This is a genomic window from Parabacteroides sp. AF39-10AC, from assembly GCF_003635405.1.
Taxonomy (GTDB): Bacteria; Bacteroidota; Bacteroidia; order Bacteroidales; family Tannerellaceae; genus Parabacteroides; species Parabacteroides distasonis.
Map to the genome: position 1 here is coordinate 1 of NZ_QTLP01000009.1, position 24,226 is coordinate 24,226.

Below are 24,226 nucleotides of genomic sequence, written 5' to 3' on the forward strand. Positions count from 1 at the left end.
GCCGTCCCGGTATCCTGCCCGTCCACCTTGGTACTGACCCAGCACCGCTTGAATCCTCCCTCGTATAGGTGATAAGTCCCGCCACCGGGTCCACTATGTAGAACTTCCCTTTCCTTATCTTATAGCAAACCACGAAATGCCATTGGTTCCAGTGCAGTATGCAGGGTAGGGGACATTCCTTTTCCAATTCCTCCACCGTGATCCGCACGCCCCGCGTTCGGAACCCGATCGCCTCCGCCCCCTCGCTGCTACCGAGCATGGAGACCCCTTCCCGTGTGATGAAGGCTTTCTCCCGTAAGTTCTGGATCGAGTACACACGACCATAGAACTTGGCGATCATCCGAAGACAGGTGGGGCCGCAGTCCATGGAGTCCAGTTGGCGATATGTGGGGAAGGGTTTAAACATCCAAATTCACGATTTTCTTTATACACTCCTTAAAAGTAGCTAATCAGACGGATATATCAAACAAGTCCATGATTTCCATATCCTTGAACAATAGATCTTCTTGCTTATCTTCCGTGTACCAACAGGCTCAGCGTTGTCCTTGCAGCGTTACCAAGTCATATCCCAGAGAAAAAACTTCTATTGAACGGATTTTTTATTGCAAGAATGGACATTACACAAATCGAATCGATTCATTACTAATTCATAATTAGATATAGAGGGGCAAATGTATTTATATAAACAATCTTTACAAATAGGGACATCCTTTCTTGAAAGTCTCCATAAAGCTTTTTTGTCAAAAAGTTTATTAAAAATAAGATGCATATCATCTTGATTAATATTGCCAATCTTTTTTCGATTAAAAGATGTATATAAAGATCCATCATAATCAATTATTAACTTTCCCATAAAGCATGTATTTACATGTGTCTTATTATATATCTCTCGCATTGATAAATCAGAATTTAGAATATTACTTTTATTTAAAAACACATAATCATGAAAAAATAAATCATTGCCATCATAAAAAGGTAAAAAGATGGATTTATTGAACAATTCATTCTCTATAATATTTGATAATTCTTTCACTACTATGCTATATGTATAATCTATCCCTGTTTTTTTTATTTCTAAATCAAAGCTTTTTACAATATCAAAATCCAAACTTTCATCTATAAGAATATTTAGTTTACATGTTGATATATGCATTAAAGACAAATCCATTCCAATTAAATTGCGAATATTTACATAAAAAGTAATTTCACAATCTAACAATGCAAGTTTATTAATAAAATCCAAATCTGTAACATACTCCCATATATTTCCTCCCACTAATGAGATTGAAGAAATCCTATCAATAGAAATCTTTTCAATATAAACAAATATCGACTTTTTATCTACACATTTCAGGAATGAATTTTTCTTGCAAAATAAAAATTGATAATTATATTTACCACAACCACAACAATGATGTTTACAGTCTGAAGCGAGATAAATTTCCAAATTAATAATCTTGCTAAGCTCTATATATTCAATATTAAACTCATCCAAATTCGGTTTGGATATAATTGGAGGAGTCCCTTCTATGCTCAACAAATCACCGCTAAAGCTATTCCTTAACCAAGAAATAAAATCGATCCAATCCTTTCTATTTTGATATATATCCCATTCTATATCATTAATATATAGATTGTTTGATATTGCTTTTGCGAAAAAATTCACAATGCTTAACTCTTCAAATACTTCACTTTTATTTGTCAGAGTATTAAATAGCAATAATGAATCATTTGTCAAAGAGAGATATACGAATGGCTCTATATATAAATATTGCTTTTTTGACATACAAACAAGAATTTTAAAGACCCCAATAAAACCATATTTCATATAGGAATTTAATATATAAATTCCTATAATACAATTATTATTTTACTATAGAATGATCTTTATATGGTAGTTAATGATTTATTTAAGCTTCGCAACAACCAGAATAGGATTATCACCGGATTTTCTGTTTGCCAACTCATTTTGACTCGAAGAGATATTTTTGAATCGCCCCGATTGTTTCTCCAGATTATCTTCTGTCAATAGAGAAATTAATACATCTTGGTTTGAGGATGCCATCCAATAAGGGACGAAATCAGGACCTTGTGCCAGATCTTCCACGAATGCACCGGGTAATTCATTTCGCAGGTTGAAGCAAACCCCATCAGATTTATTTACCATCAGATTATGAAAGATGTTTTGATACGCATAGGTGATTAGCAAAATGCGATCACTCTCCACGATGTTTCGTACAGAAATCTGCTGCGCCAAATTTTGAGGATTCTTGAGGTCGTTTTTGCTACGTACCATCGGGCCTGTGTAAATCGTATATGCTGCTTCCAGCTGAAGAGGGGTCCGTACTTGATAAACTTGATCCAACAGAGGATTTTTATAATAAGATTTTCCTTTATAGCGATAAAAGAAAGGCAATTCAAACAACATCATATCCATTTGATTATCGGTAATCGTAGTTGGCAAAGACTGAACGATCTTCCCGTCTTTATCCGCAAGGAAAAGCTCTTTCACGTCGCTCTTGTTTTCGATCCGATTAAAGCGATTGTTGTAAAAGAGGAAATCTGCTCCTACTTTCTGAATCATCCAAGGTGATTCCTCGAAAGTGATTTTCCGTTGAAATTTTCCCTCGCATGTATATTGATACAGCGATTTGGTTTGCGGACTTATCAAATACACATTATTTGATAAGTCCGCATAAAAAGAGATAGCAGAAGGATATTCTTCCGGCCCATCTCCTTTATTACCTATTTTATTCAAAAACTTTCCAGACTTATCAAACCGAAAAAAAGAGCCGGTCTGCAAATCTCCCACAATGATAACATCCTTTCCATAATAGATTTGCAATTCTTCACTTAATAAAGACTCTGGAGTCGTTTCTAAAGAAATATATGTTACTTCTTTAGCCACTTTGCTGAGATTTACCTTTTGGCAATTCGTTTTATTCCCATAAAGATCAATTTTTTGCTGAGCATTTGATAAAGCTGCAATTAAAACGAAGATAACACTTAATATTATTCTCATACTATTTATAATTAATATTAATATTATTATTGATTGTTTTCTATATTAGTTAACAACATTGATAAAAAAGAAGAAAACTTTTTTTTATCCATATATTTATCACAATGATAATCGCCTTTTTTATCTTTATTTAATGTATAGATGCAATAAGTACACATTTCAGAGTAATAGCATTTTTTACATTCATCCATGATAAATCTTAAATTTCTATTATGAAAATCTGATATTTTTTTAAAGTCAATATTATTAACTTTACCATTTTTAAAAATGAAACCAAAATTAACATCAAAACTAATTTTCTCGCACGGCATTAATAAATAATCAGCCGTAATGAACAATTTCTTTTTTAATGGAACACATGTTCCTGTATAATTTCTTCTCCTTAATTTCGTTTCATTCTTTTCCGGAAAAGGGTAATTGTTATTAAATTTTAAAACTTCTTTATATAATTTGTATACTGTTTTATTTAACACAATATCATATTGACCTTTTACAGGGCGAAACATTCGTTCAAAATCATTGATTCTATCTTCATTTAAGTCAATACGATTTAAAGCTCCAATATTTACTCTATTTACTCCAAATTCTGATAAAAAATAATTTCTAATATCAAAGTCGCAATTTTTATCATGCAAAACAGATATGAAATGAACATTTTTTTTAAAATATTCAGGATAATTATTCTTTACAAGCTCAATATTTCTATATATATCATTATATGTTTTTGTTTCATTTTTATATATTCTATAGCTATTAGATTGTTCATCCCCATCGATACTTATTGCTATTACAAAATCATTATCAACAAAATACTTTACTATTTCTTCCTTCAACAATGTAGCATTCGTGGTTAATCCAAACGTAAATTTTACATTATCTATTTTTTTAGATTTCAAATAGCTTGTAATATTTTCTATTTCTTTAAATTTAAGGAGAGGCTCACCCCCATAATAGTTTATTCTAATTTCGTGTTTACTTATATTTGATTGGTGCCACATAATACACAAATAGTCTAAAACTTTTTTAATAACGTTCACATCAACGCTACCATATTTAAATGGATTTTTATATAGTTTACCATAAATACAATATACGCAGCTCAAATTGCAATTTTGAACCAGTTCTATTGCTAACTGTTCTGTATTTACAACAGCGTCAACAACATCTTTTTCTTTTATCTCATTTAGGAATACATTTTCTTTCTCAATACATGAAAATATTCCCAATTCAATATACAATTCCAACTTTCGGATATAATACTCTATTTCCTTCTTTGAATACATGGAAATATCAATTGAGTTATCACATATATCGCATTTATCAACAGTCATATACTGACCACTTTTACACAGGCAATAAAGAATTATCGGATGCAAATACAGGACACAACCCAATGATTGGGAAAAAACATAGTAATTTGCATTCCCTGTTTTAAATATAATACTTTTAAATTGATATGCTTTCATGTCAACCACTTTTTAAATGGAGGTGCAAAAAAACCTCATTCTACCATATAATATCAAAAAGCCAAATCGAGCTTACTTTTTCAACCAATTTGACATACTTCTATTTTGCAAAAAGCAACAAATGAAGCTTGTAGAAATTGACTTTTGACACCTCCGTTAATGCTTAGCGATGAGAATCATCCTCTAATACAGCATCACTCAAACCACTTGTAAAAGTAGTTCCACTACAAGAACAATTGTAGCTGGTACAGAAGGCTCCACCTTTCAATGAACCCAAATCCTTTTTTTGCAACTTCTTAGAGTTCACTTGCGTTAACTTTAAACGTCCTAACTGTTTCATTTGATAGATAATTAATTGTTAATAAATAAAGATTTATAGAGCAATTCCATTTTAATGGAATTATTTTCGGCATAATATTTGAGGTATGAATTCCTACTTTTATCAAACAGTATTCCTTCATTTTCACTATTCAAAAGATGGATTATTTTAGATGCCAAACTATCAGATGATACATATGCATTTCTATTTGAATAGTGTAATTTTACCTTCAATTCATTAGAAACGGCCATTTCATTTAGCCCTGTAGTGTCTGTTGTAATGAAGGGCAATCCAAACATCATCATTTCAATTGCTGTATAAGAACATTGTTCATGCATTGATGGCAATACTCCAATATCAGATATTTGATAGATGTCAAACAATTCATCACGTTCTAAATATCCAAAGAAAATCATTTTACTCCAAACTTTATCCCCTAACTTTAGGCAGGTCTGAAAATCTCCATCACCCACAATAAGTAAACGACAATTTGCAATTTCTTCTAATATTTTTTTAAATGATTCTATCAAGAAATTTATCCCCTTTATCCTATTAAGTCTTCCAACAAATAAAATTAACTTCTCTTCACTTCCAAACATATACTTATTCCTCAACAATATTCTTCTTGCACCAGACAATCGAATATATTCATCACTTACAAAATTTTTCAGAACGACTATCTTATCTTCATTTACATGATAATATTTTTCTATTACATTCTTCGTAAATTCAGACAAACATATTACGCAATCTGCACAATCATAAAATAGTTTTTCTCTCAAAAACGATTTATATATATTCCTATCTATTACGGGTAAATCTTCCGGATTCTTTTTTAATATATTTTCAATAAAATAATCCAAATTTCCATCCAGTGCAAAGCACCATTGTTGATAATGAACAGTTAAAACAATCTGAATATTTGGATATTCATTCTTTATCAATTGCGCTAAACATAAATCATCTACATAGTTAAAATGGCATATAACATTTTTTTGCCCGAAAGACACATTTGCCTTCAATAAATACCAACATAGTTTTTCATATACATCAGCATTTTGGTCAATTCTAGGTATTTCATGCAAATAAAAAAGACCCGTATAGGTCATCTTATACTCTGCCTCTTCTGAATACAATTTTATAATATTTACAGTCACATTTTTTGTCTGATTAAAAGAACGTGCAATTTGGGCTATATATACACCTATTCCATAATTAGATGCAACACACTCTCTGTCAAATATATAAACATGTATCATCGCATCATTGTTTTAAGTCCATAACCTGCACATCCATTCACTAAACCTAAATCCCAAGTAGAAAAATCTTTCGGCTCTATTTTTTCTGAAATTAGAGATAAAATATTTAACGAATCACAAACATTCATTTTTCCTGCAACATCTCTCCATTCAGATAGATAACTATGATCAAAAGGTACATCTTTTCCATTACATACCGAAAATTCCATCCTAGACTGGATATAATAATATATGCCCATCAAACCTGTTTCTAGACTCAAATCCTTCACTCGTCTCAAGTCTCTCTCCATTATTTTTTCATCAATATCTGCAAGTATCTCATTTGGATCCCCTTTCATAAATCCATTTTGAATCAAATAATTAATTCCCCAGCCTATACCGCACAAACCAAATTCCATGTTAATTGGCAATGCCTTAGAAATGTTGTTAGCAATATCTTCTAATAGTTTTTCCGCAAAATCATCATACATTTCTATACCCGTATACCTTGCATAATGAGCAAAGAATAAAACGACACCCGTTTTCCCATGAAACAAGCCTACATCATCTAAACTACAAGAATGAAGTATTAAATGATTTACTATACGATTTAATAATATATTCTGCTCAAAACTCATTTAAACCTGTTTTCCAAATCAATTTCAAAATATCATTCTCGCCATACCTATTTTTGCTCCTCACTGAAATAGGATAAATGCCTCTTGCTCCTAAATAAATTTCACAATCTGCATCAAATACATTATTAAGTAATATTTTAGAATCAATCTCTGCCAGCATGTCTTCTAGAGTTCCTACAATAAACTCTCTTCGGTGTAGATAGGTAATTCCCCATCCAATGCCACATAATCCATCAGCCAAGTCAAGAGATAAATTATCCGGCAGCTCCATTACAGACTCTAATATCTCATCCGCAAATTGTTCATATAAAGCGTCCCTACTATAACGGCTGTATTCATAAAATATAATAGCCATGCCTAACCTGCCATTATATAATCCAGGGCTTTCTAGGGTTTCTGTTTTTAGTACGCCATAACGGAGAAGATCCTTTAGGATGTCCTTGTATTGAATGAATAACTCTTTCATATCATTCATTAATTGTAAAATGAGAAATTCGTATCCCAACTGCCAAAAAAGTAATGAGAACAATATGCTTCCTTTATTTTTTCATGGAAAGAGGAGGTTTTTCCTTGATAGATATATGCTCCCATATCATTTTTCGTCACAGGCGTTACTTTTGAATAAGGGAAAAGAGTAACCTCGTATCTTTTCTTCAAGATATTAAACACCCGTGATATCATCAATGGGCCTGTTGTATGCATCACTTTTTGTACCGGATAGTCCCGTTGCATCGCATCAGTAATTTCTTTTAATATCTCTATCCATCCTCTGCATCCTGGCTCAGAAACCATAAATGCGTTTCCTATTAGAGTGGATATACCCGGGTAGAAATTATGTTGTGGAGGCTCCTCGCCAAATCCTATCATCACGTCTTTTAATAATGGTTCGATTGGCTTGAAACATTCCGTATCCAAATCCGTATAGACTCCCCCATATACATATAATATCATATAGCGAATCGTGTCCCAACGTTGTACATTGTATGGAAAACTTCTATACAAGGAAAGATACTCCGGAAAATGTTTTTCTACCAACTCATCCATTTCCTCTCCGTTCCAAAGGTGATATTCCCAATCTGGATTCTGCTCTCGCCAAGTTCTTGCCAAGATTTGTAAGCGGGTGGGCATACATGGTTCTGTACGCCCCTCCCAGACTTGATGTATGATTTTAGGGATTGCCATATGCTTTATTTAATCTCGAATTCCCCTACTAGCCATCCTAGCTTATGGGTCAAGACTACTTGGTATGCGCCTGTTTCTATCCCGTCCAATGGAATGTTGATAATATCTCCTGTTTCTCTGGAAAGTATATTCTCATACATTATATTACCTGCATGATCCATGATGCGGATCGTTAGATCATTCAATGCTTCCGTAAATTCTACGTTTAATACATTCCCTTCTATAAATAATGTAGGAGGTAACGCCGTAATGGAGCGATAACGTTCATCATCCCACCTCCCTTGGGTGGGGATATCATCTCCATAAGCAAATGTAACGGAGAGAAATGATCCTAAAAGGATACATAAGGCTAACAAAGGTGTTTTCATAACGCTATTTTTATTTATTAGTATTGAAACTTTGATTTTGTGTAGGTAAAGATCTGTGAAAAAGCAATAGGAAAATGAACAAATATTGAACAGAGCTTGATCAATGTAAGAAGGTTTGTTCAATATTTGTTCATTTTCATGACTAATTATATGTATAGTTCTATAATTCAGATATATGTTTATCTAAACTTTTGGCATTTCCTTCTTGGCCGGTTAACTTTTTGTATAATCTTTTTCGATACACGGAGGCATTTTCCAGATTGAGCAGGATTGCGATCGCCCCAGGCTTTACTCCTATTTTGATTAGGTAGCAGATCTTTTTCTCGGACTCGTTTAAGGGTGCAGACTTTTGTAAACCTATCGCGAAGTTAGGGAAACATGCTTCTACCGCAACGAAAAGCTTGTTCCAATCGTCGTTTGTTGGAGTCCAAGATATGGGGGAGCGAAACCGTTCATACAATCGTCCTATCTGTAATTGCGCTAATTTCTCCTTCCTTGTTTCCTCTTGGTTTCTTAAATTGGAATTCTCTGTTTTGAGGATGGACATGTCTTGCTCCAGACTTTCTTTGATATGGGACAATTTCTCCAGTTGTTTGCACTTTAGCTCTAGCTGTTCACTTGTCTCTTTTAGTTGTTTTTCATTTTTTTGAGTTAGTTGCTGCTCTTTTATTTTATGTTCCTGTATATCACGTTGCAAACTATTTCTGACAGAGGATAAATCTTTTATCTCTTGCTCTTTTTTAAGGATTTGTTTCTCATTGTCTTTTAATTGTCGCAATGCGTTTTTTCGCTCCTGCCTATAACGGATGAACGTGAAAATGCCTCCTACTAGCAGAGCAAGGCAGCCTATTATGGATAAAATATAAAAGAACTTCTGTTGGGAGGCGTAGAGCCGTGCTTCCCATAATTCCCGTTCGATTTCGTTATAAGAATAAAGTGCTTGTGTATTTCGTATGGATTCGGCCCGCTTTTCCTTTTCTATGGAATCCCGTAGCGGCTCGTATCTATTGGATAATGATGCGGCTAGCTCCCATTGCTTTTGAACGAAGGCGATTTCTTTTAACTGGAAAAGTCCTCCGGCACGTGTCTTAGGCAAAGGTGCGGAATCTGCGCATGCTTGTAGGTAGAAACGAGCTGAGTCAATTTGACAGTTTTTTTTATAAAGTTCACCAAGCACCAGGTATACGGGATATTTGGCTTGTGGTTTCACTATATTTTGTAAAGATGTCTGTAATAATCCATGTGCTTCTTCCAAGCGTTGTTCTTCTATATAAAGGCCGGCCAATTCCGTATAAACGGAAGGGAGGATGTTCTTTCCCATTAAGGCGATCGCTTTTTGGTTACAGATGATCGCACTGTCTTGATATCCCAGCATCAAGAAGGTTCGGCCTAAGTCCCGTAACGCAAATACTTGCCCCATTGAGTCTTTTAGCGTACGGAAATCCTCAACGGCCTTTTTCTGAAAGGGTAACGCTTTGTCGTAAACTGTTTGGTAGGTATAGAGCATACCTATATTATTATTGATTCTGCCGAGTAACGCATAGTCCTTAATCTGTTCCTCTTCTCTCAATGCCTTGAGATAATATTCCTGTGCCTTTAGGGGCTGATTTAAGTCTTGGTTGATCCGCCCCTTATAGAACCAAGCTTTCGCTTTTCGTTCCAGATCGTCTGTTTCCTCATAATAATCCGTTGCGATCGTGATCAGTGAGTCGGTTTCATGCTCCACAAAAGTCTTGTCTTCCGCTTCCGTCAGCAGCAAATAATAATGTGCCTTATCTTTTCGGGATAGGTTTTCTTTGTTCTCTATTTGTTCAAGGAGCATTAAGGCGCTATCCGGATGTTGGGGCATAAGGTTCTCTATTTTTCGGAAGTCTATGGTTTGATGGCCCATTCCATCGCAAGAGATCCATATAATAGGTATTAGAATTAACAGGAAAACAATGTTTTTCTTCATTTGTGTGTTATTTGTTGAGGGTAAAAATAATACAAAAAGACGAGAATATCTTGGCTGGAAATCCCGACTTTTTGGATCTATTTTTATTTCCATTACAAATATCTTGAATAACAGATGGTTACGCTAGAAGCAAGTCATCCGCTTATGGCTTGACAAGTGAATAACTAACGGCTTGTCAAGTGAATAACTAACGAGTAGGGGTAGCCGTCAGTTAACGGCTTGGGAAGTGATCAGTTATTCACTTGAGAAGCCTTTTCCCAGAGAAGATATACTTACTTTGCCGATGAAGTATATCTTCTCCGGGCATAGGATATATACTTCATCCGCAAAGTAAGTATATATGGATAAAACAGGCTTTTTTATCCTACCAGCCATCGTTCTATATTCCGGGTCTCTGAGGAGAAGTTCGCGCCGATCTTGATCACTTGCCGTTTATCAGCGGCGAAGGGTAGGGCATAACCTTTCTCCTCGATCTGCCGCAGAGCCTCCTCTGCGGTTCCGTTCAGCTTGAACTCCATGATATAGACGTAGCGGTCGGTTTGTAGGACGAGGTCGATGCGTCCGTTCGAGGTGTGGTATTCCACTTGCGTGTACAGTCCGACCAGCTTGAAGACGATGAAGAGCACGTTGCGGTAATGCAGCTCCGTGTCCCGTTCCGGGTTCCGGCCAATAATCGCCTCGTAAGAGGTATCGGCGAAGAAGCTTTGTAGGCGGTGGAAGAAGGCATCGTAGTCTCCTGCCCGTACCTCTCTCACAAAGCGGCCTATCTCGAAAGGAGACTTCGAGGCTTGAATGTTCGTATAGAACGGCAGTAAGTATTTCATGAAACCCTCCTCTACCTCTTGGTTCGGGAAACCTAAGCGATAGATCTTGAATTCCGGCTCGTAATCCTTGATCGTGAGGTATCCGCTTTGGTAGATGACGGGGATGGGATTGTTCGAAGCGGAGTCGATGCTGTTCAACACATCGGCGTCGGTCTCGGTGTTGGCCATGTCGTACAGGTCGTAGTTCGTTCGTTTCAGCAACTCCATCAAGTAAGTGGGCGTGCCCGTCTCGAACCAATAATCGCTGAGCCGCATATACTTGAAGGTATTCAGCAGGCTGAAAGGGTTATAAATGCCCGGTCCCCCGGCCACGAAATGATAGCCGTCGTACCGTTTCCGTAGCAAGGATCGGGCCTCCTCGTATGTCCGCTCAAGGGCAGAGGCCAACGTATGGATGTCCTCATCGAAATGCGTACGCAGCTCCGTTTCCGTGATGCCGCAAATGGCGGCGTAAGGCTCCCGCATGGATATATCGTCCAAATTGTTGAGGTCGCTGAAGACGCTTACCTTCCCGAACTTGGTCACGCCGGTCAGCAGGGCGAAGCGTATGGCCCTGTCCATGGTCTTCAACACACCGTAGAAGGGTTTGAGCATGTTCCGGAATCGGTTTTGCGTCTCCTCGTCGTGCAAGTTCTGTAGCAAGGGCTTGTCGTACTCGTCGATCAGGATCACGGCCCGCTGTCCGGTTTTGCGGTAGGCCCGGTCGATGATTCCGGCGAAGCGGAGGGGCAGGGTCTCCTCGGTAGGCCGTGTCCCATACTCCTCCTCATATCTGGACAAGGTATCATTTAATATCTTATACAAGCTGTCAGGGGCGTCGTAGTGGGAGATATTCAAGTCGAAATGCAAGATCGGATGCTTGGTCCACTCTTTCTCCAGCTTCTCCATGGCCAGTCCCTCGAACAGCTCCTTTTTCCCTTGGAAATAGGCCTCCAGCGTGGATAGCAGCAGACTCTTCCCGAATCGACGCGGGCGGCTGAGGAAATAGTAGCTTCCTGTTTTCACCAATTGATAGATCAAAGCGGTCTTATCAATGTAGAGATAGCCGTCCTTGCGGATTTTCTCGAAGTTCTGTATGCCGATGGGGTAAATAGTCTGGTTCATATCGTCTTGTGTTTAATGTGACTCATGGACAAAGATACAAAAAAAACACGTACGTGTTTTCAAAAAAAGACGTACATGTTTTCGGAAAAACACGTACGTCTTTTTTTAAAGGCTTTATAGAGTATGATTCTACCTAGTACTTGAAGCTTCCTCCCCCCAAGAATTCACGGAGCAAGGAAGTTCCGGGAAGTTCCTCCGTCGGGATGTAATTAAAGTAGCGGAGGAAACGGAGCAAACGATACGCCTCCGCATTCGCCTTACTACTCTCCGGCACTTGTGCGAGGATCGGTTCCGCGAATTTGCGCAAGGCGGCCAGCTCATACAACATGGCGCTGTTAAACATAGCGTCCGCATTCTCCTGATAGGGAAAGATCCATTTGTCCTCACCCCGGCGAACACTCGGCCAACGGTTGATCGTATCTTCCGCCGAATATCCCCTAAAGCGATAATCCCGGATGATACGGCGCAGCAGGCGATTGTCCGTCGTGGGTATCCAGTTGTGGTTATCCAAGGAGATAGAGGTCAAGACCGAGACATACACCCGATACTTATATTTATCGTCGATAAACTCCGTCAGCTCCGGATTCAAGGCATGGATACCTTCTATCACCAAAATAGAGTTCTCACGAAGTTTAAGCTTCTTCCCTTTGAAAACCCGTTGGCCGGTCTCGAAATTAAAAGTCGGCAGCTCGATCTCTTCCCCGGATAACAACTTCTTCAAATCCTTATTAAAATAAGGTAAATCCAGCGCATACAAAGATTCAAAATCATACTCGCCATGCTCATCTTTCGGTGTATCTTCCCGATTCAAGAAATAATCATCCAAGGAAATTCCTACCGGATGAAGCAGGTTAGTCGTCAATTGTACTTGCAAACGCTTGCAAAACGTAGTCTTTCCCGAAGAAGAAGGGCCGGAGATCAAGACGATACGGATGCCCTCTTTATATCCATCGGCGATCTTTTCGGCGATCTTGGCAACCTGTTTTTCCTGCATCGCCTCAGAGACAAGGATTATATCCTGAGAGCGGCCTTTCTCTATCGCTAAATTCAAATCCCCCACATTATCTAAGCCGACAGTCCGCTGCAATGTAAGGTGTTCCTTATAAGCCTCGAACATCTTATCCTGCTTGATGACAGGCTGCAATTCCATCGGATCGGTCTGCTTCGGGATACGGAGCAAAACGCCATCCATATACGGTTCCAAGTCAAACAATTGGATATAGCCGGTCGAAGGGGTTAAACAGCCATAAAAGAAGTTGATATAACCTTCCAACTCATAATAAGAGGTATAAGGCAATCCCGCCGTCTCTATTAAGCGAGCCTTATCATTCATACCCCGCTCCCTGAACAATACGGCGGCATCCACCGTACGGACACTCTTATGGAGGAAAGGAAGATCCGCATCAATCAACTCCCACATACGTTTCTTGATCTTCTCGATCGTCTCCAGATCGATGTTCTTGCCGTTATGGATCACGCAATAGTAACCTTTCGACACCGGATGTTCCAGATTTAAGGTCGCCGTCGGCCAAATATCATACACCGCCTTGGAAAATATATGGCAAAGCGAGCGGACATAGGTTCTCAATCCGGATAATTGAGTATAGTCGATAAATTCGATATCCTTCGGTTGCCAGCAACGGAAGTTCAAGCTTTCCGTCTTATTATTCACTTGCGCGTTCATCGGCCTGTACCGAAGCGGAGCGCCAACCGCCGTATAAATGTCCAACAACGAAGAACCAATGGGTACATCCTTGTAGGTATTATTATTTTTGCAGTAAATTGTTATTGTCTCAGACATACTATCTCAGTTATTATTTGTAAATTCGCCCCCTAAAGTTAGGAATATTAATCGGATATACAATCCACTTAAACGTAATTTAAATGGACTATTCTTTTTTTGATTTTCTCCGGCTGATCGGCTCCTTGGCGCTGTTCTTGTACGGAATGAAGATCATGAGTGAAGGGTTACAAAAATTTGCGGGTGACAGTTTACGGCGAATACTAACCGCGATGACCACGAACAGAGTAACCGGTATGCTCACCGGGGTGTTAATAACGGCTCTTATCCAATCATCATCGGCTACGACGGTTATGGTCGTGAGTTTCGTGAATGCCGGACTCTTGACATTGACCCAATCCATCGGAGTCATTATGGGTGCTAACATCGGAACCACGGTAACGGCATGGCTTATCTCCGCCCTCGGTTTCAAGGTCGATATCGCCGCATTCGCCCTTCCCCTTTTAGCTTTCGCTCTCCCACTCTTCTTCTCAGGAAAAAGCTCTCGTAAATCAATTGGTGAATTTGTTTTTGGTTTCGCGTTCCTGTTCATGGGTCTTCAAAGTTTAAAGGCAAACGCCCCAGACCTCGGAGCGAATCCGGAAATGCTGGCTTTCGTGCAGAATTATACGGATATGGGATTTTTCTCCATCATCTTGTTCTTATTTATCGGAGCGATCTTAACCATGATCGTACAAGCCTCCGCCGCCACGATGGCTATTACATTGATTATGTGCGCCAACGGCTGGATCGATTACCATTTGGGAGTCGCTTTGGTATTAGGCGAAAATATCGGAACCACGATTACGGCCAACTTAGCCGCATTAACCGGAAACACACAAGCACGACGAGCCGCGTTAGCGCACCTTGTTTTCAACGTTTTCGGTGTCATGTGGGTTTTGGTGCTCTTCTACCCTTTCACGAATGCCGTCTCATGGTTTGTTACCCATGTAATGAAGGTCAGTGATCCGGCTGTGGCGGTATCCTTTAAACTGGCAGCGTTCCACACTGCATTCAATATCAGTAATACTTTCATTATGATCTGGTTCGTAAGCTTGATCGAAAAGACCGTATGTACGCTTATCAAGCCCAAGGTGGAAGACGAGGAATACCGCCTTCGCTATATCACGGGAGGTATGTTATCCACCGCCGAGCTTTCCATCCTACAAGCTCATAAAGAAATCTCATTATTCGCCGAGCGTACGGCTAGGATGTTTAATATGGTGAAAGAATTATTCTACGAGAAGAATGAGGAGACCTTCCTCAAGACTTATAGCCGCATCGAGAAATACGAGAATATCAGCGACCGCATGGAGATCGAGATCGCGAATTACTTGACTGAAGTATCGGAAGGCCGTTTGAGTTCTGAAAGTAAGGAAGAAATCCGTATCATGCTACGTGCCGTCTCGGAAATCGAGAGTATAGCGGATTCTTGTAATAACCTTGCCCGAAGTATCAAACGCAGAAACGAGTTCAAATCCGAATTCACGGAGGAGCAAAACAAGCACTTGGATCATATGTTCGAGCTGGTATCCGGGGCGTTAAATCGCATGAACCTAATTTTGCATAAACCGGAACTCGTACATGATGATATCAATCCTTCTTATAACATAGAGAACGAGATCAACAACTATCGTAACCAGTTGAAGAGCCGGAATATCGAAGATATCAACAATAAGCTGTACCAATATCAAGATGGCGTTTATTACATGGACATGGTTAGTGAAAGTGAAAAGCTGGGCGATTATGTATTAAATGTTGTTCAAGCGGTTATCGAGAAGAAAATATAGCGTATATTTGTCCTTAACAATATCAACAGCCCTTTTCCGTTATTGAGAGAAGGGCTGTTTTTAATATATATCCACTATGAATTATAAATATTATACGATCGTTATCCTTGGCCTTTTAGCATTCTCCGCTTGCGAGAAAGATGATATTGACATTCCGGCAACCGACAATGAAGTGAATCAATGGATCGAGCAAACGATGCGAGAGAATTATCTTTGGTATTCCGAGTTCCCGGATAAAAGTTCCTTGGACTTTAGTCTTGATCCGGAGGCCTTCTTCAAGGGCCTGTTATCCGATAAAGACGGGAAAGATCTTCCTGAAGGTCATCATTACTTTTCCCAATTAGAGAAAGCGACCGTAACAAAGAGCATTTACGACGCGAACAACTCATATGGATTCGATTTCGCGACTTCCAACCTTAAAGACGGAGGCAGTACCTATAAAATAGCCATTGTCCTTTATGTATTAAAGGATTCACCCGCCGAAGAAGCCGGATTGAAACGGGGAGACTGGATACTTGGCGTAAACGGCTCCTTGGGTTCTATCCAAGACTATGATGTATTGAGAAGCGGAGGCAGCGTATCCCTCCAACTAGGAAAAGAAATAGGAAACACCAAGGGATTCGTCTCCACCCGAAGAGTTACCTTGAACGCATCCCGAACGGTAGAAGACACCCCATTCCTAAAAGATTCCGTATACACATATGGCAATAAGCGAATCGGCTATTTGATGTACAACCATTTCGCCTCCGGACCGGATGAATACGATTATAGCGACACTAGTTATAATCTTTATTTGCAACAACTCTTCGAAAAATTCAAAAGCCGCAACGTCAATGAGTTCGTACTTGACTTACGCTATAATGGGGGTGGGCTTGTCAATTGCGCCCAATTACTGGCTTCGCTATTAGTCCGTGAAAACGTTTTAGGAGAACCTTTATGTATCATGGAGTATAACGATAAAAACTCCAATAAAAATGAGACCTTGCCTTTACTCAAAACGACCGAGGTCATGGCGGGAAACTTAAACCTACAACGGCTATTTGTTTTGACAGGTTCAACTACGGCTTCTGCCTCCGAACTTATCATTAACTCGCTACGATCTTATCTAGACGTTCGGGTTATCGGTAAGCAGACTTTTGGCAAGACCGTCGGTATGACGATCTACAATGAATCTAAAAAATATGGCTGGATACTTTCTCCCGTCACTTTCCATATTTATAATAAGGATCGGGAAGCTGATTATGAAGACGGATTTCATCCCGATATAGCTATTGATGAATTCAAGAGTGATCTAGCTGAATTCGGAGATTTGAAGGATCCTTTATTAGGACAAGCTATTTACGAGATAACCGGCCAGTCACCACTCTTACGATCCGCTACCCCGAGGGGCAACCGGGAAATCCAATATAATCCCCCGTTGTCCTATAAGGATAACTTATTACTGATTCCAAAAGACTAAAAACAAAATATATGGAAAGCGCATTTCTTAAAATCATAAACGCAAAAGTATTAACTCCTTCGGGCCTCCTACCAAACGGGCAAATCATCATCTCGGATGGGAAAATAGTGGAGATCACCGGGCAAAACCGGGAGATTCCTCATGCGGAGATCATCGACGCAAAAGGATATTATGTGGCTCCCGGCTGTATCGACACGCATGTACACGGCGGCAACGGACATGATTTCACGGAAGCTACCCCGAAAGCGTTCTATGCGATCACAAGAGCACATGCTTTACAGGGAACAACGGCTTTATATCCTACATTGGCAGCGGCCCCTATCGAGACCTTCCGGGAAGCGATCAAGACCTGCGAGCACATCATGAACCACCCGGAACAGGGGGCCCGTATCATGGGATTACATCTCGAAGGCAACTATTTGAATATGGCTATGAAAGGCGGACAAGACCCTAATTATATTTACCCGCCCGATCCCCAAGAATATAAGGAATTACTAAACAGTACCCAATGTATTAAACGCTGGAGCGCCGCCCCCGAGCTTGACGGGGCTTTGGTATTCGGTAAATATGCGTCAGCTCATGGTGTGTTGGTTTCACTAGCCCACACCACAGCCGATTATCTCCAAGTGAAAAAAGCATACGAAGCCGGATTCACCCATGCTACCCACTTCTACAATGCCATGACTTCCGTCCATAAAGACCGTGAGTATAAACATGAAGGAACGGTAGAAGGTATTTATCTCATGAAAGATATGACCGTTGAAGTTGTAGCCGATGGTATCCACGTACCGCCAGCAATCTTAAAGTTGGTATATCAAATCAAAGGGGTAGAACGTACGTCCTTAATCACGGACGCAATGGCCGCCGCCGCTTGCGATAACGGTACGGAACATTTTCCGGACTCCCGGGTAATTATTGAGGAAGGCGTATGTAAATTAGCCGATCGCTCAGCTATCGCAGGAAGTATAGCTACCGGAATCCGTTTGATCCGTACCCTAGTCGAGAAAGCGGAAATTCCATTGCACGACGCTGTTCGTATGGCTTCCGAAAGTCCGGCCCGCCTAATGGGTATTTTAGACCGTAAAGGAACATTGGAGAAAGGAAAGGATGCCGATATCATCATTTTCAACAACGATATAGAGATTCAAGAGACCTTCATCGAAGGTAAACGGCTCTCCAAAGAATAAGAAATCCAATAAACAATGACTTCTCCTATCTTGTTTTTAGATAAATAAGGGCATGAATGTATATGGAAAACGTAAAAGAACATTACTGGAGATACTCATTGATCACCATTATATTAGGACTAGGGGTAATTCTATTTTTTAAGATTACCCCGTTTCTTGGAGGTATACTTGGAGCATTCACCATCTATATATTGCTGCGTGGACAGATGTTCCACCTGACAGAAAAGCTAAATATGAGACCGGCTTTTGCAGCTTTACTGTTACTGGGGGAAACAATCTTATGTTTCTTAATCCCAATCACATTGGCGATCTGGTTGGTAATCAACAAAACTCAAAATATTAATTTAGACCCGACTGTACTGCTAAATACAGGCCAACATATAGCGGATCTAGTTCAGGAAAAGACCGGGTTTGATGTACTGGATAGAGGAAACTTATTAAAAGCGGCCTCTATACTCCCACAAATCGGACAGTTTTTAGTGGGTAGCATAAGCAGTTTCGCCGTAAATGTCGTCGTCTTGATTTTCATTCTGTACTTCATGCTGATAGGCGGAAGAAAAATGGAAAACTATCTATACACCTTATTCCCCTTCAGTGATCAAAACAAGGATGAGGTACTCAACGAGATCAATATGATCGTAAAATCAAACGCCATAGGTATCCCTCTTTTGGCGGTTATACAAGGTATCGTAGCGGTGATCGGTTACTTTATCTTTCAGACTCCCGATCCGCTGTTATTTGGGTTTCTCACTTGTATCGCTACGATCATTCCCATTGTAGGGACCGCATTGGTCTGGGTTCCGTTGGCGGCTTATATGGCTTTAAACGGAGATTGGGTACATGCCTTGGGATTGACTATTTATGCCTTGCTTGTCATTACGAACGTCGATAATCTGATTCGTTTTATCCTACAAAAGAAGTTGGCGGATATACATCCGTTAATCACCGTCTTCGGAGTCGTAATCGGGTTGTCCTTATTCGGATTTATGGGGATCATCTTCGGGCCGTTGTTACTATCCTTATTCCTTCTTTGTATAGATATCTTCAAGAAGAGCTATTTGGATAAATAAAGAGTATCTAACGCAATTAACGCTTCCGGGCCTTTTCCCGGGCGGCCTTTTCCTTTTCCCGCAAGGCTTCCTTGCGGGCTTTTTCTTTCTCTTTCAATTTTTGCTTGTATAAGCGTTCCTTCTCCTTACGTTCTTTTTCTTTCTCTTTCAAGCGTTGCTTATAAGCACGTTCCTTTTCCTTACGAAGGTCCTCACGAGCTTTCAGTTTCGCCTTACGGTCGGCTTCCGCTTGTTTCAGCTTGGCCTTGCGATCAGCTTCCAACTGTTTCTCTCGATCAGCCTTCGCTTTCAACAGGGCACGTTCTTCCTCCGCTTGCTTCTTGAGAAGTTCTTCCTGTTCTTTCGCTTTCTGCTCACGTAATTCCTTATCCGCCTTTTGCTGGGCCTCGAAAGCCTTACGAGCCTCTTCCTTGCGGGCTTCTTCTTCGGCAGCTTCCCGTTTACGGATCTCTTGGATTTCTTTCAAGGTCATGCCTTGATCCTCAACCGCCGGCTGAACAACAGGAACCGTATCCTTACGAAGGGTATCGACACGCTGGATTTCCGGTTTGTCAAACGCAGGGACCTCAATCGTATCCGGGACGACTGGTATAGCGGGCTGTCGAACAGGTTCTTGAACAGGCCGTTGTTCCTCCTCCGGCTCTGTAACAGGTTGTTTTTCCGGTTCAACTTCTAGTTTCAATTCATCTGCCTCTTCCGGCACTTCGGCTTCTTCCTCCGTGATCATTTCATCTTCAGTCGCCTCCTCCTCCTTAGCGGCTTCCATACGGGCTTTCCAACGACCTGCCAGATCCGGTAATTCCTCACCGAAGCTCTCATCGAAGAAGGTGATATATTCATCCAAGGTCTTGCCACGCATCAAGGTCTCATAATTATCATCAGAGATCGGTAACACGGCAACCGCTTTATTCAAGGCCGTAGCATAGCCATCCTTACCGTATATCATCTTATAATATTGGATAATCTCGTCAAAACTAATAAATCCTTTAATCGCCAGCATACTGATCGGGCCGGCCTGCTCCAAAGCCAAATCAAACTCTTTCACCATGAAGTTCGCGAAGTTATAAGCGGCGACAGCGAATAGCAACTGGTTCTGATCTACGCTACCCGTAGGATATACCAAAAGCATCTGATAAGGCGTGTTCCGTTCCGGATTAAATACACGGGCCGAATCCTCGGCTGATAACATACCATCCTCGCCCAAACCGAATCGTAAATTCCAACTCATACCTTTCACACCGCCCTGCACCAAGGCACGTCCCCGAAGAACACCTTTCAACATCTCCCCGGCCAGTTCCGTGACATCCGCGTTCGGATACTTCTCGACCAGCGCTTTCAAGGCATTCTTAAAGCCTTCCGCATCCCCGGCCTGCACATATGATAACGCATCCAAGAACATGAATTTAGGCATCAATGTAGCCAATGGATATTTCTCGCTTACGTACCGGAAACTCTTACGTACATACGCTGTATCGCTCTCCAGATAACGGTCGTAAGTAGCTTGATAGATCGAGTCTTGTACCACATCCATCATGCGGATATTATACTCGTAATTCGGATCAGCCACAGCTACCGCATAATCGCTTTCCGGGAAGGCGTTCATTAATTTATTCTTATACTCGGTAGCCAACGCTGTATTTCCGGTTTTCAAGGCCATCAAGTATACTTGATAATAGCTCTCCAAACGGTGCTCATGATCCGGGAAACGGCGTTCCAAATTCTCGAACGCCTCGACAGATAAGGGGATATCCTCCAACTTATCCTTATAGATCATCGCCATATTGTAAAGACCGTCTATAATAATAATGTTAGAAGCGTCTATATCCTCTTGCGTGAAAGGTAGCTGCTGTAGGTAATACTCACGGGTATGCGGATCATCGGCGGCAACAGCCGGCAGATCACCGCCTATCGAATCGGTCGGCAACGGCTCACCGTCCGGCCCTACCATTTGGGTGGAATCTCCCTCGACCAGCATCTCCTCATCCAGATTCTCATTAAAGGTAGAGAGTTCCTTCTTACGGCGGCGCCAGTGATCTTCCAACGGACGACGTCCCCATTTACGCTGGAACTGTGTCTTTCCTTGCGCTACAGTCTGAGGATTATAGAAATAGAAAGACGCTCCACCGGCCGCATTCGGCAAGACAACAGCGTTGGTTTCCGTACCGGGGCGGTCGATTCCGGTGCCTTTCGCTTCCTGCTCGGCCAGATAAGCCTCCTTCTCAGCCAAGGCTTTCGCCTCTTCCTCCTCTTTCTTTACCTCCTCAATCTTCTTATCGATAATCGCTAACCGCTCCGCTTCCGGTAATTTAGCCAAGGCTTGCAAACTGTCTTGAAGATGGACCGCTTCTACATGCACAACCAATTCATCCAGAATCGCCGACAATTTAGAAACCCGTTCATAATCCCTGTATTCCTTTTGAATTCCGGCTAAGGCTCCGCTAAAGCAAGGTTGCGCTTTCACGTAATCCCGCATCGTAAAATAGATATCTCCCAGCTTTATCTGGCAGATCGCCTTATCCATTCCATTCAATGTACTCTTATCGATACCGAGTTGATAGTTCTTTATGGCATTCACCGTATCTTCCCGGCTGAGGTATACATTTCCTAAAGCATAGTATACTTGATCCAGATAATCCTTATTCTTCTGGCTTTTCGCCATTTTCTCGAGCATCTTCACCACTTTCAAGTAATTCGTACCCGAGAATACTTCTGTCTGACGGATACGTGAGGCAAATTCCAACTCATACGGAGGATTCGAACGGGCTACCTCACCAAAGGTCTTATAAGCCAAGCCATCTAATTCTTGATCCGCATAGATTTGTCCCAAAAGATACTTCATCCGGGTACGTTGCTTCCGGTTTTTCTCCGCCTTGATAGCGGTCTTCAGATAAGGGATGGCATCCTCGAACTGCCCGTTCTTGATCAAATAATCGGCATACACCGCCGCATATTGCTTCAAAGCGGAAGCAGGAATACCGTTCTTGTTCATCTTATCCAAGATATCCTCGGATTCATAGAACCAACCCATCTCGGAATAACAACGGGCTTGCCACAAACGGGCCTCGGCCACGACCTCCTCGTCCTTCGCGTAATGACGGGCTATATAGGAGAAGGTAGCGGAGGCTTGCAGGAAATCGGCATTGTAGAATTGCGCCTGTCCCATGATCAGCCAACTATTCTTTAAGAAAGGGTTATATTCCTCTTGTTCTTGGATAGCACGTAGTTTGGGATTATTCCGCCAGCCCGGTTTCTTGGCCGGTTTCGCTTTTATGGAGTGTAGTTTAATAGCTTTATTACTTTTCTCGATCGTCCGGTCGAAAGGGCCGCCCGGCTCGGCTTTGTCTTTAGGCTGGGCGCTAATCGGATACATATAGATCCTGTCGGAATAGTTCTCTTTATATCCGTCCTGTTGGCTTTTCAGTGCCTCGTCAAACGCTTGTTTTCCATTGAAATAAATATTATAACGGGTCGTAAAGGCATGATAAAAACGGCTCGCTTTCGTGTTCTTCTTCGTGCTGCACGACCAAAGCAAGAGTACCGTTAATAACGCCACTATGTAGTAAAACCCTTTTTTCATTCTTTAATTAACGCCGTAACAACGGTTTTATTGCTTTCAAGGCCAAAAAGAGGACCACCAAAAACAAGATGATAAACGCACCGGAAGGCACGTTCAGGAAATAAGAAAGAACCAGTCCGGACACGCAACCCAGAAAGCCGATCGCGATACTTCCCCATATGATCTTCTTGAAGTCGGAAGTAAACAGGTTCACCGTTATTTGAGGCAGGGTCAGCAAACTCATCAATAGCATAATCCCTACCAACCGGATCGAAAGAACAATTGTCATGGCGATAAAGCACATCATCGTATACTCGATCCATTTTACCGGTAGGCCTTGCGTGACAGCGAAGTCACGATCGAACGCCACGTAAACAATCTCACGGAGGAAAAGGGAGAATATGAGTATCAACAATACCACCAACCCTAAAATCCATAAGATATCGGCCGTAGAGATCGTTAATATATTACCAAATAGATAGGCGGATAGATTCGGGGCGTACCCCGGGGTAAGGAAGATGAAGATCACTCCCAAAGCCATACCCAGCGACCATACGCCCGCTATAGCGGAATCCTCCCTTACGTTTTGCGTCTTGCTCGCCCACTCCACGCCAAAAGCGGAGAGGATGGAGAACAGCATCGCCATCAAGATCGGATTTGTTCCCAGATAAAAACCCAAGCCCAAACCACCGAACGAAGCATGCGTGATCCCTCCGCTGATAAATACCAACCGGCGGGATACGATGTAAGTCCCGACAATCCCACAAGCGATAGCGGTTAGCAAGCTCCCGATCAAGGCGTTCTGAAAAAAGGCATATTGCAATAAATCCATATGATTCGTTTCCTAAATTAATGAGTACGGCGTTCGCCAATGATCAAGAATGCCTCATCCTTCAAGGCATCTGGCAAATTGATCCCTCGCAATTGCAGGCTACGGAGCCAACCGGCCACCTCCACTTCCCGGAGGGTATAAAGCACTTCACTAAACTCCTCAACGGCTTCCTCATCGTAAGCGTCCGCTTCCACTCCTTGGAACCGATCCAGTTCCTCATCGTTATAATATTCGATTTTCTTGCTGACGGCAGCTAATAAACTATCCCGCTCGCAAGTCTCATGTTGTCCGCAGCAAACCTCCGGGATCTCCTGTGCCTCGGGGATCTCCGAGATCTCCCCCCGTTCCAGCATCTTCTGAAGTTTCTTATTCCGGAAATACCCGGCGATAGCGGCTACGACACCCAGGCCTATAAGACTTATGACAATGTACCACAT

General features: G+C 41.1%; 19 protein-coding genes and 1 pseudogene. 4 read left to right on the forward strand and 16 right to left on the reverse strand.

Features of this window, described 5'->3' with window-relative positions:
• The 13 genes and pseudogenes from DW033_RS09885 to DW033_RS09945 form a co-directional block, all read right to left on the reverse strand.
• Window positions 1–406: pseudogene (locus tag DW033_RS09885) on the reverse strand (cysteine peptidase family C39 domain-containing protein); the annotation flags it as partial.
• A gap of 177 nt (window positions 407–583) precedes the next feature.
• Window positions 584–1,786 (reverse strand): hypothetical protein, encoded by a 1,203-nt coding sequence (locus DW033_RS09890; RefSeq protein ID WP_147331069.1) that lies wholly within the window; start codon window positions 1,784–1,786, stop codon window positions 584–586.
• A gap of 120 nt (window positions 1,787–1,906) precedes the next feature.
• The gene (locus DW033_RS09895; protein WP_122382709.1) at window positions 1,907–3,022 is read right to left on the reverse strand and encodes a 6-bladed beta-propeller; all 1,116 of its coding nucleotides are present in this window, start codon (window positions 3,020–3,022) and stop codon (window positions 1,907–1,909) included.
• 26 nt (window positions 3,023–3,048) lie between these two features.
• Window positions 3,049–4,488: a radical SAM protein gene (locus tag DW033_RS09900; protein WP_122382710.1), complete on the reverse strand. Its 1,440-nt coding sequence runs from the start codon at window positions 4,486–4,488 to the stop codon at window positions 3,049–3,051.
• A 163-nt stretch (window positions 4,489–4,651) separates the two neighbouring features.
• On the reverse strand, window positions 4,652–4,828 hold the full coding sequence (locus tag DW033_RS09905) for a TIGR04149 family rSAM-modified RiPP (RefSeq protein ID WP_121962964.1): 177 nt from the start codon (window positions 4,826–4,828) through the stop codon (window positions 4,652–4,654).
• Between the two features lie 11 nt (window positions 4,829–4,839).
• On the reverse strand, window positions 4,840–6,066 hold the full coding sequence (locus tag DW033_RS09910) for a glycosyltransferase (RefSeq protein WP_122382711.1): 1,227 nt from the start codon (window positions 6,064–6,066) through the stop codon (window positions 4,840–4,842).
• A complete protein-coding gene (locus tag DW033_RS09915) occupies window positions 6,063–6,683 on the reverse strand; it encodes a lanthionine synthetase LanC family protein (RefSeq protein ID WP_121962966.1) in 621 nt (206 codons plus the stop codon). Before DW033_RS09915 ends, DW033_RS09910 begins: the two co-directional genes overlap by 4 nt.
• The gene (locus DW033_RS09920; RefSeq protein WP_233554172.1) at window positions 6,673–7,149 is read right to left on the reverse strand and encodes a lanthionine synthetase LanC family protein; all 477 of its coding nucleotides are present in this window, start codon (window positions 7,147–7,149) and stop codon (window positions 6,673–6,675) included. The genes DW033_RS09915 and DW033_RS09920 overlap by 11 nt, the downstream gene beginning before the upstream one ends.
• 8 nt (window positions 7,150–7,157) lie before the next feature.
• Window positions 7,158–7,865: a glycosyltransferase family 32 protein gene (locus DW033_RS09925; protein ID WP_121962967.1), complete on the reverse strand. Its 708-nt coding sequence runs from the start codon at window positions 7,863–7,865 to the stop codon at window positions 7,158–7,160.
• Window positions 7,866–7,870: 5 nt separating this feature from the next.
• Window positions 7,871–8,233, reverse strand: coding sequence for a DUF3244 domain-containing protein (locus DW033_RS09930; protein WP_121962968.1), 363 nt, complete (start codon window positions 8,231–8,233; stop codon window positions 7,871–7,873).
• Window positions 8,234–8,393: 160 nt separating this feature from the next.
• Window positions 8,394–10,187, reverse strand: coding sequence for a tetratricopeptide repeat protein (locus DW033_RS09935; protein ID WP_122382713.1), 1,794 nt, complete (start codon window positions 10,185–10,187; stop codon window positions 8,394–8,396).
• Between the two features lie 359 nt (window positions 10,188–10,546).
• Window positions 10,547–12,115, reverse strand: a complete 1,569-nt coding sequence (locus tag DW033_RS09940) for an ATP-binding protein (RefSeq protein WP_005863484.1) — start codon at window positions 12,113–12,115, stop codon at window positions 10,547–10,549.
• Window positions 12,116–12,248: 133 nt separating this feature from the next.
• Window positions 12,249–13,916, reverse strand: coding sequence for a nucleoside kinase (locus DW033_RS09945; RefSeq protein ID WP_122382714.1), 1,668 nt, complete (start codon window positions 13,914–13,916; stop codon window positions 12,249–12,251).
• An 83-nt stretch (window positions 13,917–13,999) separates the two neighbouring features.
• Between DW033_RS09945 and DW033_RS09950 the strand changes: the two genes are divergently transcribed.
• The 4 genes from DW033_RS09950 to DW033_RS09965 all read left to right on the forward strand — a co-directional run bounded on the left by DW033_RS09950 (window position 14,000) and on the right by DW033_RS09965 (window position 19,401).
• Window positions 14,000–15,685, forward strand: coding sequence for a Na/Pi cotransporter family protein (locus DW033_RS09950; RefSeq protein ID WP_009016699.1), 1,686 nt, complete (start codon window positions 14,000–14,002; stop codon window positions 15,683–15,685).
• 76 nt (window positions 15,686–15,761) lie between these two features.
• The gene (locus DW033_RS09955) at window positions 15,762–17,144 is read left to right on the forward strand and encodes a S41 family peptidase (protein ID WP_121960698.1); all 1,383 of its coding nucleotides are present in this window, start codon (window positions 15,762–15,764) and stop codon (window positions 17,142–17,144) included.
• 11 nt (window positions 17,145–17,155) lie between these two features.
• Window positions 17,156–18,331: an N-acetylglucosamine-6-phosphate deacetylase gene (gene nagA / locus DW033_RS09960; protein ID WP_005863488.1), complete on the forward strand. Its 1,176-nt coding sequence runs from the start codon at window positions 17,156–17,158 to the stop codon at window positions 18,329–18,331.
• 56 nt (window positions 18,332–18,387) lie between these two features.
• Window positions 18,388–19,401 (forward strand): AI-2E family transporter, encoded by a 1,014-nt coding sequence (locus tag DW033_RS09965; protein ID WP_048927003.1) that lies wholly within the window; start codon window positions 18,388–18,390, stop codon window positions 19,399–19,401.
• Between the two features lie 16 nt (window positions 19,402–19,417).
• Here DW033_RS09965 and DW033_RS09970 read toward each other — a convergent pair whose 3' ends face one another.
• Genes DW033_RS09970 through DW033_RS09980 form a run of 3 tightly spaced genes read right to left on the reverse strand, consistent with a single transcriptional unit; the run spans window position 19,418 to window position 24,226 of the window.
• Window positions 19,418–22,978 (reverse strand): tetratricopeptide repeat protein, encoded by a 3,561-nt coding sequence (locus DW033_RS09970; RefSeq protein ID WP_122382715.1) that lies wholly within the window; start codon window positions 22,976–22,978, stop codon window positions 19,418–19,420.
• Between the two features lie 7 nt (window positions 22,979–22,985).
• Window positions 22,986–23,789, reverse strand: coding sequence for a metal ABC transporter permease (locus DW033_RS09975; protein WP_005863493.1), 804 nt, complete (start codon window positions 23,787–23,789; stop codon window positions 22,986–22,988).
• Window positions 23,790–23,806: 17 nt separating this feature from the next.
• The gene (locus tag DW033_RS09980) at window positions 23,807–24,226 is read right to left on the reverse strand and encodes a hypothetical protein (RefSeq protein WP_005860099.1); all 420 of its coding nucleotides are present in this window, start codon (window positions 24,224–24,226) and stop codon (window positions 23,807–23,809) included.